At 34.4% G+C, this 18,222-nt stretch carries 18 protein-coding genes; 11 read left to right on the top strand and 7 right to left on the bottom strand.

Translation table 11 applies throughout. The features are described from left to right. Positions 1 to 324: 324 nt before the first annotated feature. From ACWNMZ_RS23755 to gndA, 4 genes are all read left to right on the top strand, one after another. Positions 325 to 1,446 carry a tripeptidase T gene (locus ACWNMZ_RS23755; RefSeq protein WP_048717788.1) on the top strand — a complete coding sequence of 374 codons (1,122 nt, stop codon included), beginning with the start codon at positions 325 to 327 and terminating at the stop codon, positions 1,444 to 1,446. 159 nt (positions 1,447 to 1,605) lie between these two features. After that, positions 1,606 to 2,073 carry a chemotaxis protein CheW gene (locus ACWNMZ_RS23750; RefSeq protein ID WP_048717790.1) on the top strand — a complete coding sequence of 156 codons (468 nt, stop codon included), beginning with the start codon at positions 1,606 to 1,608 and terminating at the stop codon, positions 2,071 to 2,073. 63 nt (positions 2,074 to 2,136) lie between these two features. Continuing rightward, positions 2,137 to 3,402 carry a DNA polymerase IV gene (locus ACWNMZ_RS23745; RefSeq protein WP_284561216.1) on the top strand — a complete coding sequence of 422 codons (1,266 nt, stop codon included), beginning with the start codon at positions 2,137 to 2,139 and terminating at the stop codon, positions 3,400 to 3,402. Positions 3,403 to 3,545: 143 nt separating this feature from the next. Further along, positions 3,546 to 4,958, top strand: a complete 1,413-nt coding sequence (gene gndA, locus ACWNMZ_RS23740) for an NADP-dependent phosphogluconate dehydrogenase (protein ID WP_048717795.1) — start codon at positions 3,546 to 3,548, stop codon at positions 4,956 to 4,958. A 351-nt stretch (positions 4,959 to 5,309) separates the two neighbouring features. On the opposite strand, the gene ACWNMZ_RS23735 is transcribed toward gndA, so the two are convergent. Together ACWNMZ_RS23735 and zwf are read right to left on the bottom strand one after the other, a co-directional pair. After that, positions 5,310 to 6,419 carry a metallophosphoesterase gene (locus ACWNMZ_RS23735; protein ID WP_031538395.1) on the bottom strand — a complete coding sequence of 370 codons (1,110 nt, stop codon included), beginning with the start codon at positions 6,417 to 6,419 and terminating at the stop codon, positions 5,310 to 5,312. Between the two features lie 93 nt (positions 6,420 to 6,512). Next, entirely contained in the window at positions 6,513 to 7,985 is a 1,473-nt protein-coding gene (zwf, locus tag ACWNMZ_RS23730; RefSeq protein WP_031538393.1) for a glucose-6-phosphate dehydrogenase, read from the bottom strand. Positions 7,986 to 8,403: 418 nt separating this feature from the next. Between zwf and rnz the strand changes: the two genes are divergently transcribed. Beyond that, positions 8,404 to 9,318 carry a ribonuclease Z gene (rnz, locus tag ACWNMZ_RS23725; RefSeq protein ID WP_031538391.1) on the top strand — a complete coding sequence of 305 codons (915 nt, stop codon included), beginning with the start codon at positions 8,404 to 8,406 and terminating at the stop codon, positions 9,316 to 9,318. A 160-nt stretch (positions 9,319 to 9,478) separates the two neighbouring features. On the opposite strand, the gene proC is transcribed toward rnz, so the two are convergent. Beyond that, positions 9,479 to 10,315 (bottom strand): pyrroline-5-carboxylate reductase, encoded by an 837-nt coding sequence (gene proC / locus ACWNMZ_RS23720; protein ID WP_031538390.1) that lies wholly within the window; start codon positions 10,313 to 10,315, stop codon positions 9,479 to 9,481. A gap of 411 nt (positions 10,316 to 10,726) precedes the next feature. Between proC and ACWNMZ_RS23715 the strand changes: the two genes are divergently transcribed. Together ACWNMZ_RS23715 and ACWNMZ_RS23710 are read left to right on the top strand one after the other, a co-directional pair. Beyond that, the gene (locus tag ACWNMZ_RS23715) at positions 10,727 to 11,836 is read left to right on the top strand and encodes a DUF1835 domain-containing protein (protein ID WP_031538388.1); all 1,110 of its coding nucleotides are present in this window, start codon (positions 10,727 to 10,729) and stop codon (positions 11,834 to 11,836) included. Between the two features lie 175 nt (positions 11,837 to 12,011). Next, entirely contained in the window at positions 12,012 to 12,806 is a 795-nt protein-coding gene (locus ACWNMZ_RS23710; RefSeq protein ID WP_031538387.1) for an SDR family NAD(P)-dependent oxidoreductase, read from the top strand. A gap of 5 nt (positions 12,807 to 12,811) precedes the next feature. On the opposite strand, the gene ACWNMZ_RS23705 is transcribed toward ACWNMZ_RS23710, so the two are convergent. Further along, positions 12,812 to 13,012, bottom strand: coding sequence for a YqzH family protein (locus ACWNMZ_RS23705; protein WP_031538386.1), 201 nt, complete (start codon positions 13,010 to 13,012; stop codon positions 12,812 to 12,814). Positions 13,013 to 13,154: 142 nt separating this feature from the next. On the opposite strand from ACWNMZ_RS23705, the gene msrA reads away from it, so the two are divergent. Both msrA and ACWNMZ_RS23695 read left to right on the top strand, forming a co-directional pair. Continuing rightward, complete coding sequence (gene msrA, locus ACWNMZ_RS23700) at positions 13,155 to 13,667, top strand: peptide-methionine (S)-S-oxide reductase MsrA (protein WP_031538385.1); 513 nt, start codon at positions 13,155 to 13,157, stop codon at positions 13,665 to 13,667. A gap of 206 nt (positions 13,668 to 13,873) precedes the next feature. Continuing rightward, the gene (locus ACWNMZ_RS23695; RefSeq protein ID WP_251628776.1) at positions 13,874 to 15,586 is read left to right on the top strand and encodes a methyl-accepting chemotaxis protein; all 1,713 of its coding nucleotides are present in this window, start codon (positions 13,874 to 13,876) and stop codon (positions 15,584 to 15,586) included. Between the two features lie 44 nt (positions 15,587 to 15,630). On the opposite strand, the gene ACWNMZ_RS23690 is transcribed toward ACWNMZ_RS23695, so the two are convergent. Then, positions 15,631 to 16,542 (bottom strand): alpha/beta hydrolase, encoded by a 912-nt coding sequence (locus ACWNMZ_RS23690; protein WP_251628773.1) that lies wholly within the window; start codon positions 16,540 to 16,542, stop codon positions 15,631 to 15,633. Between the two features lie 261 nt (positions 16,543 to 16,803). Next, entirely contained in the window at positions 16,804 to 16,935 is a 132-nt protein-coding gene (locus ACWNMZ_RS23685; protein ID WP_269320386.1) for a hypothetical protein, read from the bottom strand. 129 nt (positions 16,936 to 17,064) lie between these two features. On the opposite strand from ACWNMZ_RS23685, the gene ACWNMZ_RS23680 reads away from it, so the two are divergent. Continuing rightward, positions 17,065 to 17,511, top strand: a complete 447-nt coding sequence (locus ACWNMZ_RS23680) for an OsmC family protein (RefSeq protein WP_251628771.1) — start codon at positions 17,065 to 17,067, stop codon at positions 17,509 to 17,511. Between the two features lie 29 nt (positions 17,512 to 17,540). Continuing rightward, positions 17,541 to 17,789: a YqkE family protein gene (locus ACWNMZ_RS23675; RefSeq protein ID WP_031538377.1), complete on the top strand. Its 249-nt coding sequence runs from the start codon at positions 17,541 to 17,543 to the stop codon at positions 17,787 to 17,789. Positions 17,790 to 17,838: 49 nt separating this feature from the next. On the opposite strand, the gene ACWNMZ_RS23670 is transcribed toward ACWNMZ_RS23675, so the two are convergent. After that, on the bottom strand, positions 17,839 to 18,165 hold the full coding sequence (locus ACWNMZ_RS23670) for a hypothetical protein (RefSeq protein WP_031538376.1): 327 nt from the start codon (positions 18,163 to 18,165) through the stop codon (positions 17,839 to 17,841). Between the last annotated feature and the right edge of the window lie 57 nt (positions 18,166 to 18,222).

The following is an 18,222-nucleotide window of genomic DNA, read 5'->3' as shown; positions in this document are numbered from 1 at the left end:
CCCCGGCGCATCGACCGTCTGTAGCGCAATGGAACGACTTAGTTTTTACACTTGAATATATTTAAAACCATAAATAACTAATATGAAAAAGTAGCTTTATTTAAGAGCTAAATTAGAGATTGTTCGTCTTTAAAGATTAGTTATTTAGATTTGTCCCAGCCTCTTTAAAAATACAGATCTATTCTTAAAAATAAAGGTAGATATTCCGTCCGAAATTTTCATATCTACATGAAAATCAAAATAATTATCCCTGTGATTTTCATTTGATGTTCTATTTTTATAAGCGTATACTAATAATGTCACTAATTTTTGGAGGAACAAAAAATGATTAATCAAGAGCGTTTATTAAATCAATTTTTAGAACTAGTACAAATTGATTCGGAAACAAAGTTTGAAAAAGAAATTAGTATTGTATTAAAAAAGAAATTTGAAGAGCTAGGTTTAGAAGTATTCGAGGATGATACTACTGCGATTACAGGTCACGGTGCAGGTAATTTAATCTGTACACTGCCGGCAACAAAGGAAAATGTTGATCCGATTTACTTCACCTCTCATATGGATACAGTAGTTCCTGGAGTTGGAGTAAAACCGTCCATTAAAGATGGATACATAGTAACAGATGGCACGACAATACTTGGGGCAGATGATAAAACTGGTTTATCTGTTATGCTTGAAATACTTACTGTAATTAAAGAAAATAATATTCCTCATGGAACCATTCAATTTATCATCACAGTAGGAGAAGAATCTGGATTATTAGGAGCAAAAGCACTTGATCCAAAATTAATTCAAGCAAAATACGGCTACGCATTAGATAGTGATGGTAAAGTAGGAAATATCGTTGTAGCTGCACCAACACAAGCAAAAGTCAAAGCAACGATTCTAGGGAAAACAGCTCATGCAGGCGTGGCACCTGAAAAGGGAGTTTCTGCTATTACGATTGCTTCTAAAGCGGTAGCAAAAATGCCTTTAGGTCGTATAGACAAAGAAACAACAGCCAATATCGGCAGTTTCGCTGGAGGAAAACAAACAAATATCGTTTGCGACCATGTAGATATTCTTGCAGAAGCACGCTCATTAGTAGAAGATAAAATGCTTGCACAAGTTGCTAAAATGAAGGATGCATTTGAGTCAGCTGCTAAAGAAATGGGTGGAGAAGCTATTGTAGAAGTGGATATAATGTATCCAGGTTTTAAATTCGGTGAAGGTGACCATGTCGTGGAAGTGGCTAAAAAAGCCGCTGCAAAAATTGGCAGAAGCTGTGAATTACAACAAAGCGGCGGAGGTAGTGATGCCAACGTAATCTGCGGTTTTGGCATTCCTACAGTTAATCTTGCGGTAGGATATGAAGATATTCATACAACAAATGAAAAGATGCCAATTGAAGAATTAAATAAATTGGCTGAGATGGTACTAGCTATTATTGAAGAAGTAACAGGTAAATAATCAAGGTTATGTAAGGGTGTGTCCTAATTTAGGATTCACTCTTTTTTTGTATATATATCGAAACAAATGTTTCTATTTTACTTGCATTTATTTAGAAAACAGAGGAAAATATTTTTATAGGAAAATACTACTGTACATACTAATTTTGGGGGAATATAGATGGAAGAGAAGAAGGTTGTTATTTTTAAAGTTGCTAGCGGCGAATATTCAATAGATGTTTCTTATGTGATATCGATTGAGAAAGAAGAACAAATTACACCTGTTCCTCAATTGCCTTCCTTTGTGAAAGGGATAAGAAAAGTAAGAGACGAGCTCATTCCTGTTATTGATTTACAGATGGTATTATATAATCAAAGGACAGAAGAAAATGAAACAAATAAATTAATTGTGGTGAGAACAGAGGATATTTCTTTTGCCATGATTGTCCATGACGCGAAGGAAATCATTGATATTAAAGAAGAGGTTATTAAAGAGGTCGGAATCTCTGCATATCAGAAAACAGAATATATAACAGGAGTTCTTAATTTAGAAAAACGTTTGGTTTTAATGTTGGACCCTACTATTTTGATTGAAACATTAGATGGGGTAAGAGAAATTAAAGACTATATGAAAAATCAGCCTGCTTAATTTCTTCCAGAAGGATAAATGTATTAAATAATCTATAATGATCAAAAGAATGGTGAAGGTAAGATGAAAGAATTTTATCCAAAAAAGGTACGAGTTATACTACATGTAGATATGAACAGTTTTTATGCATCTGTAGAAATGGCCTATAATCCACAGTTAAAGGGGAAACCACTGGCAATTGCGGGGAATGAAAAAGAGCGCAGAGGTATAATCGTCACTTGTAGCTATGAAGCAAGAAAATTTGGAGTAAAAACAACCATGCCTTTATGGGAAGCAAAAAAGAAATGCCCGGATTTAATCGTTTTACCTCCAAATTTTGATCGTTATCGAACGGCATCCCTTGCCATGTTTCAAATTCTCCATGAATTCTCGGATATCGTTGAGCCAGTTTCCATCGACGAAGGCTATGTTGATATTACGAATTGTCATGAGTTAGGAACCCCGATTTACATTGCAAAAACAATCCAGAAACGAATTTATGAACGCTTAGATTTACCATGCAGTATTGGGATTGCTCCAAATAAATTTCTCGCCAAAACGGCATCTGATCTAAAAAAACCGATGGGTATCACCATTTTAAGAAAGCGGGACATTCCACAAATCCTTTGGCCAATGGAAGTAGAAGAAATGCATGGTATAGGAAAAAAAACAGGGGAAAAACTAAGGGCAATTGGTATCCAAACCATTCAAGATTTGGCGATGGCTCAATCCATTCCACTAAAAGCAACAATAGGCATTAATGGTATTCGCTTAAAGGAAAGAGCCAATGGAGAAGATAACCGGGCAGTCGATCCGGAAGCAGCTAATGAATTTAAAAGCATTGGGAATTCTACTACTTTGCCTCGTGATGTAAAGAATCAACAAGAATTATTTCAAGTTTTGGAAACACTAGCAAATAAAGTTGCTACGCGTATGAAAAGAAAACATGTGCATGCTAATCATGTTACTGTCACGATTCGTTACGGAAACCGTAAAAATTATTCCAAAAGCAAAAAATTAGCAAATCCAATTAAAACAGAAGAAGAGATACATCAATTAAGCAAAGAGATTTTTATTTCAGCATGGGATGGAAATCCAGTCCGCTTACTCGGAATAACAGCAGGAGATTTAATAGACAATAATATTGTAGTAAAACAACTGGATCTCTTTTCTTTTGAAAAGGACGCAGAAAAAGAACCTCTCTGGACTGCTATTGATAAGCTAAAAGAAAAATATGGCTCATCCATAATCGAACCAGCATCTGAAAAAAATAATATTTCAAAAAAGGAAGAAAATATCGGTACACTGACTAGCTTCAATAAAGATTTTCTACAAGGAAAGAAATTTTAGTTCGGTTATTTTTAATAAAAAAATTTTTTTGAAATAAACCGGAAAAGTAGTTGCATTTTAGTTGCATAACTTAAAAAATCTTGCTAAAGTTAAGTGAATTCTACTATAAAGGATACATAGTTTAGAAGGGACGTTAGGAAAAAATGACAAAACAGCAATTTGGTGTAATCGGTTTAGCGGTCATGGGCAAAAACCTTGCGATGAACATCGAAAGCAGAGGATATACTGTTTCCGTTTTCAACCGTTCAAAAGAAAAAACAGAAGAAATGCTTAAAGAATCAGAAGGCAAGAATATTGTTGGAACATATACGTTAGAAGAATTTGTACAATCTTTAGAAGTTCCACGTAAAATTATGCTAATGGTAAAAGCAGGTCCAGCTACAGACGCTACAATCGAGCAATTAAAACCTTTATTAGATAAAGGGGATATTGTTATCGATGGTGGTAACACATTCTTTAAAGATACACAAAGACGTAACAAAGAATTAAGTGAACTTGGTATTCACTTTATTGGTACAGGCGTTTCTGGTGGAGAAGAAGGCGCTTTAAAAGGTCCTTCTATCATGCCTGGTGGTCAAAAAGAAGCATATGAATTGGTTGCTCCTATTTTCCGTGATATCTCTGCAAAAGTTAATGATGAGCCTTGTACTACTTATATCGGTCCAGATGGTGCTGGCCATTATGTTAAAATGGTCCACAACGGTATAGAGTATGGAGATATGCAATTAATCTGTGAAGCATACTTTATCATGAAGCATGTTCTAGGATTAGAAGCGCAAGAACTTCATGAAGTATTTGCAGAATGGAATAAAGGAGAGCTTGATAGCTACCTAATCGAAATTACTGCAGACATCTTCACTAAAATAGATGAAGAAACAGGTAAGCCTTTAGTAGATCTAATTTTAGATACTGCTGGTCAAAAAGGAACTGGTAAATGGACAAGCCAAAGTGCCCTAGATTTAGGTGTTCCACTTCCAATGATTACAGAATCTGTATTTGCTCGTTTTATTTCAGCAATGAAAGACGAACGTGTAAAAGCAAGTAAAGTACTTACAGGTCCAGAAATCAAACCATTTACAGGCGATAAAGCAGCATATATCGAATCTGTTCGTAAAGCACTTTACTTAAGTAAGATTGTTTCATATGCACAAGGTTTTGCACAAATGAGAGAAGCATCTGACGAATACGATTGGAACTTAAACTATGGAGAAATCGCTATGATTTTCCGTGGTGGTTGTATTATTCGTGCTCAATTCTTACAAAAAATTAAAGATGCATATGACCGTGATCCAGAATTGAAAAACCTATTATTGGATCCATACTTCAGTGAAATCACTGAAAACTATCAAGCAGCATTACGTGAAGTAATTTCTGGTGCTGTCTTAAACGGTATTCCTGTACCAAGCTTTGCAGCAGCATTATCATACTTTGATAGCTACCGTACAGCAACTTTACCAGCAAACTTATTACAAGCGCAACGTGACTACTTCGGTGCACACACATATGAGCGTCTTGATAAAGAAGGAATTTTCCATACAAACTGGATGGAAAAATAAGAAATATGTTAAAACACATCACACTTTTAATTGTGGTGTGTTTTTTTTGTTGGGATTAAATAAACTGAATGATATATCAACGGTGAAGGTGCATAAATTAGGGGAATGATAAAAGGGGTATAGCGGAAGTTGAGGGTATAGTGGCATTTATCAAGGGAATGAAAACCAAAAGACGAGCTGGAAAGAGAAAAGTGTGTTCATCAAGCGTATCATCAAATAGAAATTTTCCGCACCCAATCATTTCTTCTACCTACTTAAATTAAAAAATACTATAAAAAATATGCTGCTATATTTTTTCAGCAGCATATACAAGAGTGTTTATTTTTTCAAAATAATAATAGTTAACTCGTTTTAAGTAAATTTAATTTCAATAGAAACGATCTCTGATCTACTGCCAATTCTAATTGGTGGTCCCCAGAATCCAAAGCCGGAGGAAACAATGGCATGAAGTTGCTTCTTTTGTTTGTATCCCCAATCTAATTCAAATACTCTTCTAGTTATAAGATGATTTGGTGCCATTTGTCCTCTGTGTGTATGTCCTGATAAAATGACGTCAATTCCATCATTCATGGCAGCTTCAAGCTCATCTGGCTGGTGATCCATCATGATGATTGGAAGGCGGTTGCTCTCATTTTCTAATAGTGCAGGAATGGAAAGCCTATCTTTATCTGTTTTATCTTTTCTACCAATTAGACGAATAGTTTCGTCGATTGTGATTTTTTCATCCATTAAGATGTGAATGCCAATGCGGTTCATTTCTTTAATAAACGTAGGTATCATTTTTCCATAATACTCGTGATTGCCTAATACACCATAAATACCTAATGGAGCATGTAATTGTTTCAATTGCTCTCCCATCTTCTTTTTCATAAAAGGAATTGGGTCGTCATCAATGATATCGCCAGGTAATAATATTAAATCAGGCTGTAGGCTGTTTATTTGCGTTACTAGCCGATTTAAATGACTTTTCCCAGATAAAGTGCCAAAGTGCATATCAGAAGCCATAGCGATGCGTAGAGTGTCTCTTTTTGCTTGTTTTTTTTCTACAGTAAGTTTATATGTTCTAATAATTGGCGAATAAGCATTATATGTTCCAAAAACAAGTAAAAATAAGAGTAAGGATGCAGTGATAGTACCTATGATTATGGTCGCATCCATCGGATCCATCAACATCTTTAAGATAAACCAGCTAATATTGGCTAGGGGAAAAAGGATTAGTCCATATTCAAAAATAGCTAGCCAATAGGCACCAATTATTTTAAAGATCGTAATTGATTTAAGGAAGTGACTAATAAAATACGCATAGGAAAAAAGGATAATAGCTCCAATATAGAAAGCTGGGTAGGGTGTCAGTTGAAAGGATTTAAGCCATACATAACCATTCCAGCCAATGTAATAAACAAGTAAATTATATATGAGAAATACTAGCAAAATAGTAAAGGCAAATTTTATTTTTTTCATCAGGAGCTCCTATTATTCCATTTTTGATAAGCAAAAAAACGTGAATTCAAATGAGGATTCACGTTTTTTAAAAGTTTCTAGAAAAAGTTTTACTTAGCAAACATCTACTTCAAATTGATTGACCGGCCACCAGAAGAAGCCATCTTTTTCTAATAACTCATCTGCCTCTTTTGGTCCCATTGTCCCTGATGCATAATTTGGGAATTGAGTAGAAGGAGTTTGTTCCCACGCTTGTGAAATTTTATCTACGTAGCTCCAAGATAACGCAACTTCATCCCAATGGGTAAAGTTTGTAGCATCACCGTGAAGGCTGTCATCAATTAGTTTCTCATAGGCTTCTGGTGTATTTATTCCTGCAATTCCTGTATTTGCATAGCTCAGTTTAATAGGTGTTGCTTCCATGTTTTGTCCTGCTTTTTTAGCATTTAAATGCAAAGTGATTCCTTCTTCTGGTTGAATATGAATGACAAGAAGGTTTGGTGTGATCTCTTGATCAGGTCGATTATATAGATTCATTGGGATATCTTTAAATTGAACAACAATCTTTGTTGATTTGCTTTCTAATCTTTTTCCTGTACGGATATAGAATGGAACGCCAGCCCAACGGAAGTTATCGATCATTACTTTACCAGCTACAAAAGTTTCAGTATTGGAATTAGGATCAACCATTTGTTCTTCACGGTAGCTTGGTACTTCTAAATCTTCTACTAATCCTTTGCCGTATTGTCCTCTTACAAAGTATTTGTCCATTTCCTCTACTTCAATTGGACGCATTGCACGGAAAACTTTTACTTTCTCTGAGCGAATTTCATCTGGAGTAAGTTTAATTGGCGGTTCCATTGCAAGAAGGGCAACCATCTGTAGCATATGGTTTTGAACCATATCACGAAGTGCGCCACTTGTTTCATAATATCTACCACGTTCTTCCACTCCAAGTACTTCACTTGAGGTTACTTGAATATTGCTGATATAACGGTTGTTCCACAGGTTTTCAAAAATCGCATTAGAAAAACGAATCGTTTCAATATTTTGAACCATTGCTTTTCCTAAGTAATGGTCAATTCGATATACTTCATCTTCAGAAAAAGCAGTACGGATTTGCTCATTCAGTTCTTTAGCGGATTCTAAGTCATGTCCAAATGGTTTTTCAATGATTAAACGTTTATATCCTTTTACATCCGTTAATCCATCCTGATTTAAATGAATCGCAATTGGTCCGAAGAATTCTGGTGCCATTGCTAAATAAAATACACGATTGCCGTTTAAGCTATATTTGACATCTAATTCATCTGCGATGTTTTTTAGCTCCGCATAAGAGCTTGAATCTGTAACATCATGAGAATGATAGCAGAAATAAGAAGCGAATGTCTCTAAGTCATCATTTTTAGAACCCGCAATGGCTTCAGACACAGAGTTAACAACATTTTGTTTGAACTGTTCTTGTGTTAACGTTCTTCTTCCTACACCTACCACGGCGAAATTTGCTAATTTACCTTTTTTATACAATCGATAAAGAGATGGAAAAAGCTTTCTATTGGCTAAATCTCCTGTAGCTCCGAAGATCATAATAAGTGCATTTGATGTTTGTTTTTCATTCACTTTCTTGTACCTCATTTCATTTATATATGTATGAAAATTTTTAAATTGCTGCTTTACAAAAGTACATTTTTCTTAAAATAAGACATGTACCTATACAGTTATAAAATTTTATCTTTTTCTGAAGGATAAGGCAACACATTTGTTTGTAATTTTTGCAAATATTTTTACTATTTGTATTTTCAGCAGAAATTTTTCATTCATCCAACATGATATTACAATAGATTAGCAAAAGTTACTAGTTAAAAGATTTAGGAATTTGGATATTCCATCAGCTGTAAAGTATACTTAAGGCAACTATTCTGATTTAGTATTTAATGATACGGTTTTATTTATACAGCAGGATTAGGTACAACGAAGAAAAATGAAAGGGGATTATCGAGTAAACATGAAATTGCAATTTTTAGGAACTGGTGCAGGGATTCCGGCTAAATCGAGAAATGTTTCAGCAATTGCTTTAAAGCTTTTAGAAGAAAAGGGTAGTATTTGGCTATTTGATTGTGGAGAAGCAACACAGCATCAAATTTTACATACTAGTATAAAACCAAGAAGAGTGGAGAAGGTGTTTATTACCCATTTACATGGAGATCACATCTATGGATTGCCAGGCTTTCTTTCGAGTAGATCTTTTCAAGGCGGAGAAACACCATTGACAGTATATGGACCAAAAGGAATTAGGGACTATATACAAATAAGTCTTGCTGTTAGTCAGACATACTTAAAATATGAGCTACGAGTCGTGGAGATAGAAGAAGGCGTAATCTTTGAAGACGATGATTTTATGGTAGAAGCAAAAATATTAGAGCATGGTGTAACAAGCTTTGGCTATCGTGTAATCGAAAAGGATCGCCCAGGAAAGTTAGATACCGTCAAATTATTGGAATATGGGATAAAACCAGGACCTATTTATAAAAAAATTAAAGATGGAGAAGACCTCAAGCTTGATGATGGTACAGTCATAAGCAGTCAAACTTTTCTTGGGCCGAATATTAAAGGAAGAATTATTACTATTTTAGGGGATACAAGAACGTGTAATGCTGCAGAAGTATTAGCTAAAGAAGCAAAAATATTGGTTCATGAAGCAACATTTTCTGAAAAAGAAGCTTCTATTGCCACCGAATATTATCATTCCACAACTGTACAAGCTGCCGAAACAGCGAAAAGGGCTAATGTTGATTGTCTGCTATTAACCCATATTAGTGCAAGATATGACCAATCGTTAACTATACAGCTATTGAGAGAAGCAAGAGGCATATTTCCTAATACATATATTGCAGAAGATTTTTCAGAGTTTGATATTTAGAAGGAAAAAAGGCTGTTGTCACATTGAAGCCAACAGCCTTTGGTATTGTATGAATACATTAGAGTGATAGTCACTATTTATCCCACTGTGTCTTAAACACCAGTAATAAGATTTAAGCATATGAAATGCACAAAAATAGGTGGGAAATGATTACTTTCCTTTATTTAGGAAGCTTCAAATCGTCCGTAAGTGCTTTTCCCATTCGTTTCGATTGGACAGTTGCTTCTTGAATACATGTAATAAAAGCTTTTTGCACATCAAATTCCTCTAGTATTCTTATTCCTGCTTCCGTTGTTCCTCCAGGACTTGTCACATTTTTACGGAGCTCTAGAGGCGTTTTAGATGATTTTGCGATCATTTCAGCAGCACCAAGTAAAGTTTGTACAATTAATGCATTAGCTACATCACGATCTAGCCCGATTGTAAGACCACCTTTCTCCATTGCTTCTACTAAGTAATAGATATATGCGGGACCGCTTCCTGAGAGCCCAGTTATTGCATCTAATTGTTCTTCCTCCACAAATGTAACGAAGCCAACAGTCTCAAACATCTCATGGACGAATTGTTTTTGCTCGTCTACTACAAAGGGGTTGAAGGAAATTCCAGTAGCAGATTTGCCAACTGTTGCCGATGTGTTTGGCATCGCTCGGGCAATTGGAACTTCTGTGCCGATTAATCGTTGTAGGCTGTCCATACTAACACCAGCGAGAACAGAAATTAGAAGGGTTTTTTCCGAGAGATAATCCTTCCATTGAGCAATTGCCTCCTTTACATCTTTCGGTTTCATTGCGAGAATGATGACATCTGCTTCTGGAATGATTTTTTCTAAGTTGAAGGAGTAATGAATGCCATAACGCTCCTGTAATTCAGTAAGTCTTTTGACATTCCCACGATTTGTGACAGTTATAGCGGTTGGTTCGATTATTTTGCTTGAAACTATTCCGGAAATTAATGCTTCGCTCATGGAACCAGCTCCAATGATAGCAAGATTGTTCATTTTCTTTCCTCCTTTTTATAATAATTACAGTTACTATGAAACAAGAAAAACCTCTCATCCAAAAGAAAGGACGAAAGGTTTTTTCCGTGGTACCACCTTAGTTTCCATATAAACAGCAAATGGCATGTTTATACAACTCTTCACCGGTATCGACGGATTACGTTTGGGTTTGCCCAACTACTCCTAAGTAGGTGTAACGAAATGGACATTGATGTAGTTTTTCAGCCTTAGGAACTTCACTCTCTTGCAAGCCATTACCATCTACTATTCTTAATCATCGCATTCATTTTATAAATTTATTTGATTATGCAAGATGGAGGGCTTGTCTGTCAATAGAAAATTTGTGTAGTAGGAAAATTAGCTACAAAAATGTATAATTTAACTAAGTAAATTTAAATAAGGAGATTGCTAATGAAGAGTAGAACAAACGGTTCTTATGTATATTTTTTGATAGATGATCATCTCATTTATAGTTACAAAATCGAGTCACATACATATATTACTTTACATGACTTAAAGACCACAAACCATTCTGCTCTATATGAAATTAAAAATAAACAAGCGTTTCAAGATTTTGAACATGAAAGTAGCGAAGCAGTTGTAGGTACTGGATTATTTTTAGATGAAGAGAGTTTAAAAGAATTAGTTACACCTATTAATAAAGTAATCAAAAAACAAAAGAAGAGAGAGACAGTGAAAGAGAAGAAAGCGATTCATTTAGTTGCCTCACAACATATTGCAAGTAGATTAACTATGGACCTTAATGAGAATATCGAAGTAATCGGCTTAGATGCAGCCTTTATGTATGGTCCAATTCGTCAACTTGATGAGCATTATGGCCAAAGAGAACGGTCTGAATGGATTTTCGAAAACATAAATCGGGAATTTGAGGACAAAAATCCATACATGATTGCACTAGCTAATAAAATAAATAGTTTAGATGAAATCAATGACGAAAGACCCGTCTATATCTGGTGTGGGAATAATATCGAAGAACAGTTAGCATTAAGATTTTTTATCTTTATGTTGGAAAAAAAACCTAATTCCATTTCCATTATCAACACATCGGAAGCCCTTGAAAAAATAGCACCAACTGAAAAGTTAGTGGCAAATACTGCAGAAATAAAAAGCGGGATATTACAATCTATATTTGAACATATTGATAGCAGTTATGTTATTACAACAAATCAAAAACAAAGATTTGGAATGGAGTGGCTATCAATAACAAACGCTGATGAGCTTTTACGAATATGGGAAAATCAAGAGATTATACCGGTAAATCTGGGTTATTATGATCAAACAATTTTGAAAGTATGGAAAAGAATGAATGCGAAGGAAAGAATAGAATACATAATGGCTAGTCAGCTTATTTGGAAAACGATAGAGGAAGAGAATCTTTACATCGATCCTGACTTTCTTGAATATCGGATTCGCCACCTTGTATATGCAGGCGTGTTTGAGATGAAAGGTATCCCTAAGAATATGAGACGCTATTTTGTTTGTTTGAAAAAAGAAGCGTAAAGAGCTAGGTTGTTATTTTTTATCTTCTATGCAAAAATAGTTATGAAAATTTCTCTTATCAAGAACGTGAAGACCAAGAGACTAAATATAGATTATAATATTTTAACATAGTATTTGCTATTAATAAAAATAGTGCGCAGCATTTTTTCTATATGTTTGCGCTTTTTTGAGGTGAATGATGAAGGAATTAAATGGAAAGAACATTGTCATTACAGGTGCTTCATCTGGCATAGGAGCGAAAATTGCTTTAAAAGTAGCTAGCTTGGGAGCTCGTCCCATTCTTCTTGCTCGATCAGAAGATAAGCTTGCTTCTATTTGCGAGAAAATAAATAATCAATTTCCCGTTAAAGCTATTTATTTTTCTTTAGATGTTAGCAATACGAACCAAGTAAAAGAAGTATTTGCGAAAATATATCAAGAGGTCGATTTTATCCATGTCTTGCTGAATAACGCAGGTTTTGGCATATTTGATATGGTGCATGAAGCCACTATGACGGATATTGATCATATGTTTCAAGTGAATGTGATGGGGGTTATAGCTTGTACAAAAGAAGTTTTGCCTTCTATGTTAGAAAAAAACAGTGGGCATATCATCAATGTCGCATCACAGGCAGGTAAATTAGCCACACCTAAATCGAGTGCCTATGCTGCGACAAAGCACGCTGTTTTAGGTTTTACAAATAGTTTAAGAATGGAAGTTTCTCCATTCCATATCAAAATTTCTGCTGTAAATCCAGGACCAATCGAAACGGCCTTTTTTACTACTGCAGACAAATCTGGAAACTATGTCAAAAATGTTCAAAAGTATATGCTATCGTCCGAAAAAGTAGCAGATAAAGTAACAAAATTAATCATTCACCCAAAACGTGAATTGAATCTTCCTGTTTGGATGAACTGGGGAAGTGTGTTATATAATTTATTTCCAGGGATTGCTGATAAGTTAGTGGGTGGTATCTTGAATAAAAAATAAACACACTAAAAATAAGGTGAATCTGTAACATAACCATAAACAACATCTTGAACAATATCATAAAGCTTATATGTAGGATGTCGTTTTTTTAGATTGATTATTTTGGTAGACAATTCATTTATATCATTGGAAGAAAGCATGTTGCTTTCGACTTGATACTGCTTAAGTGCTTTTTGAATCATTTTTTGAAGAAGTAATTTATTCATTGATAATGTTCCTTAATACAATAAAATAGTATCTTTCTCCAAAGTATTATATACTAATTTTAATCGAATAGGAGAGTTATAGATAATTTTCTTAAAATAATATGTTGAAAAATTAATTGTAGCAGCTAGGGAGATGGGAATTATGGAAAAAGCAATGTTTGCAGGTGGATGTTTCTGGTGTATGGTATCTCCATTTGAAGAACAGCCAGGGATTGGAGGAATTGTTTCTGGCTATAGTGGGGGACATGTGGAAAATCCAACATATGAACAAGTTAAAACAGGAACAACTGGTCATTTTGAAGTCGTGGAAATTACATTTGATCCAGACTTGTTTCCATATGAGCAGTTATTAGAATTGTATTGGCAACAAATTGATCCGACAGATCCAGATGGGCAATTTCATGATCGTGGACCTCAATATCGAACAGCCATTTTTTATCATAATGATAAACAAAAAGAACTTGCTGAGAAATCGAAACAAGCAATGGCCGAAAGTGGAAAATTTAAGAAGCCAATTGTTACATTAATAGAACCAGCTGCGACATTCTATCCAGCTGAAGCCTATCATCAGGATTATCATAAGAAAAATAAGACGCATTATAAAGAAGATAGAGAAAAGTCTGGAAGAGATGTGTTTATTAAAGAGCATTGGTAAAAAGATAAAAGCGAATTTTGCTAAGCAAGCTATCTTTAATGATAGAATGTAGCAAAATTTGCTTTTTTGTATCTATTTAAGTTTTTTTACTATATTTTTTCCTGAAAGTTTCGTTATTCGAAATTTTTTTGTTTTTTTAGGCTAAAGTATTGTCGATGTATGTCGATATGATAAAGGGATTAAATTAGTGAAATGAGGTAGCTTCAATGAGATTTTTACAAAATATTAATATTTCAAAAAAAATAATGATTATCATTATGTTTAGTGCAATAGCATTAATCTTAATCGGACTATTTGGGATATATGGCATGAAGGAAATGTCCAAAAACACTCAAAAGATGTATGAAGAAAAACTATTACCTAATACATATATTACAAAAATACAAAAATATCGATATACAAGCGATAGCTACATTATCGAGTTAATGATTACAGAAGATGAGAAGAAAAATCAGGAATTGTTAGAAGCAATAAAAAAGAATACGGAGGAGTCCGACAAGTATATTAAAAAACTTGATTCGATAAAACTGTCAGAGGAAGAGGCAAAGGCATATAAGATATTTAAAGATGTTTCTGCTGGCTTTGATCAACTACAAGATCAGGTTATTTCTTTATCAATCAATAATTTTAATGATTCAGCGTATAGTTTATATACTAAAAATTTACGAACTAAAACAAATTTTATCAATGAACAATTGGATGAACTTCAAAAAGCAAATGAGGAAAAAGCAGAACAGATATCCAATGAAAATAACAAGTATTATACGACAATGATCTATATATCTTGGGGAGTTATAATTATAGCTGTAGTACTTGCTGTATTATTTGGTCTCTATATTTCTGCTATGATTGTCAACCCAATTAAACGTCTAAAAACTTTAATGGAAAGAGGAGGACAAGGAGATTTCTCAGAAAGGTCGAGTTATAAAGGGAAAGATGAAATAGGTTCTCTATCTGATAGTTATAATAGGATGGCTGAAGGAATGAAGGGCCTTATTGAAATGTTATCGGAAACATCCCATCATCTTGCTTCATCTTCTGAACAATTGAGTTCTAGTTCAGAAGAAAGTAGCAAAGCAAGTGAACATATTTCTGAAACGATTCAGGAGCTTGCCGAAGGTTCTGAAACACAAATGAGATTGATGGAATCAAGCTCAGCCGATATTCGTAATGTAAATGAAACGACTGGACTTATAACAGTACGTGCAAAAAAAGTGGCAGAAACAGCAGAGCAAACAGCAGAAGTATCGCTTGAGGGTGCGAAACGTATTTCAGAAGTAACGACACAAATGAAATCCATTAATAATAATATGGTGACGCTTGCCGAATCAATAGCTACATTAGAATCTAGAATAAATCAAATATCCGATATTACAATGGTAATATCGGATATTTCTTCCCAAACAAATTTACTAGCATTAAATGCAGCAATCGAGGCAGCAAGAGCTGGCGAACAAGGAAAAGGTTTTGCAGTTGTTGCAGATGAAGTAAGGAAATTAGCAGAACAAACTGCAGGTTCTGCAGAGCAAATTACCAGCCTTATTAGTCAGATTCAAACTGATTCTAAGAATACTTCTTTATCGATGACAACTGCTGCAAATGAAGTGGATGCAGGCATCGGTATCGTTCGAGATGCAGGAGATTCTTTCATGAAAATTGAGAAATCCATTAATGAACTAGTCACACTTGTAGAAGAAGTAAGTGAATCACTTGACCATTTGAAAGAGCATACAAATACAATCAATTATTCTATTCTAGAAGTTAATAGTATGGCGAGTGAAGCAGCAGCTAGTACAGAAAACGTTTCTTCAGCTACTGAAGAACAAGTAGCATCGATGCAGGAAATAGCAGCATCTTCGACTTCATTAGCACAACTCGCAACCGATCTACAGGATAAGATAAAACAATTTAAGATATAATAAGAAAGAGGAGACATGCTAAAGAAAAGCATATCTCCTTTTCTTTAATCACTTTTTACATATTCCGTTAAAAAGTCATCAATCGCTTTCTCATAGGCTTCTTTGTTCTCATTATAGCTTTGAGCATGAAATCCATTTACTGCGAAAAATAATTTTTTGGGACCCTGTTTTTTATCAAAAAGTTTTTGAGTCATTTCTGGCAGAATAAAATCATCTTTTTGACTATGGATAAATAACATTGGGCTTTTAATCTTATCAATAACGGAAATAGGAGAGATATCCTTTATGGAATATCGAGCCCTTGCTCGCAGAAATAAATTAGCAATGGGGATGAAGACTTTCCCAGGCAGTTTTATCTCCTGTTTAATTAGATAATTTAGCTGTTCGGTAAAATCCGAAAATGGACAATCTGCTATATAAAAGTCAGCGCCATCCTCAATTCCTCCAGCATAAAGAATCATCGTTGCAGCACCCATCGATTCCCCATGGATGCCTAAAATAATATCTTTTCCTTTTTCTCTTTTTACCCAGTCTACAATTTGTTTTAAATCAAATTTTTCATAATAACCGAAGCTTGTATTTTTTCCGCCAGATTCTCCGTGTCTACGATGGTCATAGATGATTCCATTAAAACCTCTTTCTAAAAATAAGTTCATGTATTTAATCGAACTCGTTTTATTTTCCGTTACTCCATGTGAGATGATGATATATTTCTTCGTATCATAAGGTTCCACTAGAATAGCTTTTAACTCATAGCCATAAGGAGAAGGAATTGTAATTTCTTGTTTAGTTAAATTTTCAAAAGTAACTGGATCATATCTGCCAGCTTCTTTCTCTCTTTTTAAAATAAAAGCATCATCCTTTTTCTTCATATACATTAATCGATTAGAACAATATACTCCAATGGATGTAATAAACAATAAGACAGAAAATAGATAACGAAACAGCTTTCTCAAACCGATTCCTCCAGTTAGTACAGAAATTTAGCAGAAACTAATTTGAGTGTATCACTTCTTCCAAGAGAAACAAAATAGACAGTCGCTTCAATTTAAAAAAATAGACAAAGAATAGGGGCGCCTATGATAAAAAATCTTATGCAGAAATGATCAAATGGTTACATGATGGAACTAAAAGGGCGGAAGTTTATATATAGGAGGTAAGAAATAAAGAAAATCCTACACCCTCTTTAGGAATAGTAGAAGGTGTAAGATAAGTAGCTACTGTTTGGAGTTTTGTCTATTTGTCGGATGAATGGCTTTTTCCAAATCTTCTGCTGCGATTGTTTGTTTGACAGTATCTGCATTTGGTTTCCCAGCTTGGCTATACCCTTTTTCTCGTTTTTGACCCATTACTATCCCTCCTAAATGAATATAGTGATACTAGCAAGACTATTTGTGCTGTATCCAATTCTCTAATATAACTTGAGTAAAAAAATATGTTATTATACATACAGCATAGTAAAAAAGAAGGGTTGAATTATGGCAGAACATCATTTTTATTTAAATGCAGATTGGCCAGGCTATCGTAATGATGTCGGTACAATTGAAAGTGGAAATTTAAAAACAAAAATATCGATTCCTAAAGAAATGGATGGTCCTGGTGTCGGTACAAATCCAGATGAAATGCTACTTGGTGCTGCAGCAACTTGCTTTATTATTACACTTGCAGCAATGATGGAAAGAAGTCGACTTGAAAAGGAAAGCTTAACATTAGAATCAGAGGCAGTGGTGGATGTGACAAACGGTGTATTCACATATCAAAAAATTATTCATCGCCCGAAGATAATACTAAAAAAAGAGGCTACTGAAAAAGACATAAAGCTTGCAGCAAAACTTGCCCATAAAGCGGAAGAAAGCTGCATGATTACAAGAGCAATTAAAGGGAATGTAGAAGTCGAGCTAGATGAAACCATTGAGCTTGCATAGTAATGAACAGATAGTTGGAGGATAAACGTATGGCAAAAAAGCGGAAAAATATCCAAAAAGAAAAACAACAAGATAAGCCTGTTACATTAGGTGATCTTCTGAATGATCAATTAGCAACTCAACTCAAAAATAAAAAACAAGAGCTTAAAGAACAAGAAGAGGCTAAGCTAAAAGCAGAAGAAGAAAGAAAACGGGAAGAACGAAGACAAAGAGAGAAAAATAAAAGCTTTGAAGAATTGTTAAATGAAAACTCCATGAACTGGAAAGATTTTAAATAGGAATTAAAAGGATACCTTGCTTTAGCTAATGGTATCCTTTCCTTATATCTTAAAAGCTATTTTTTTCATATCCCATGACCTTGGTGAAATCTGTTTCTTTTATAAGTTTATTTTCTGGTAAAAGTAATGCCTGAAATTCCCTAAATAATGCCTGAATCTCCACATTATCATTGATAATAGCAATGTTCTTATGATAGTCTTCCTCACTAGAATAGGTTGTCATCTCCATCCATTTTGTTGGATCATCGTGACTTTGTAAGTAGGTTGTTTCTGTGTCCAGATAGTTTTTATAAATTTTACATGCTTTTTCTTGAATACGAAAATATTCATCCATTTTCTCCTCTTGTATATGGAATTCATATACTTTTACATACATACTCTCTCTCCTTTTCCAATGTTATCGATTGTCTTGTATATATATTATCATGAATAT

The organism is Niallia sp. Marseille-Q9988, assembly GCF_976954375.1.
This window is presented reverse-complemented; position numbering and strand designations above follow the sequence as displayed.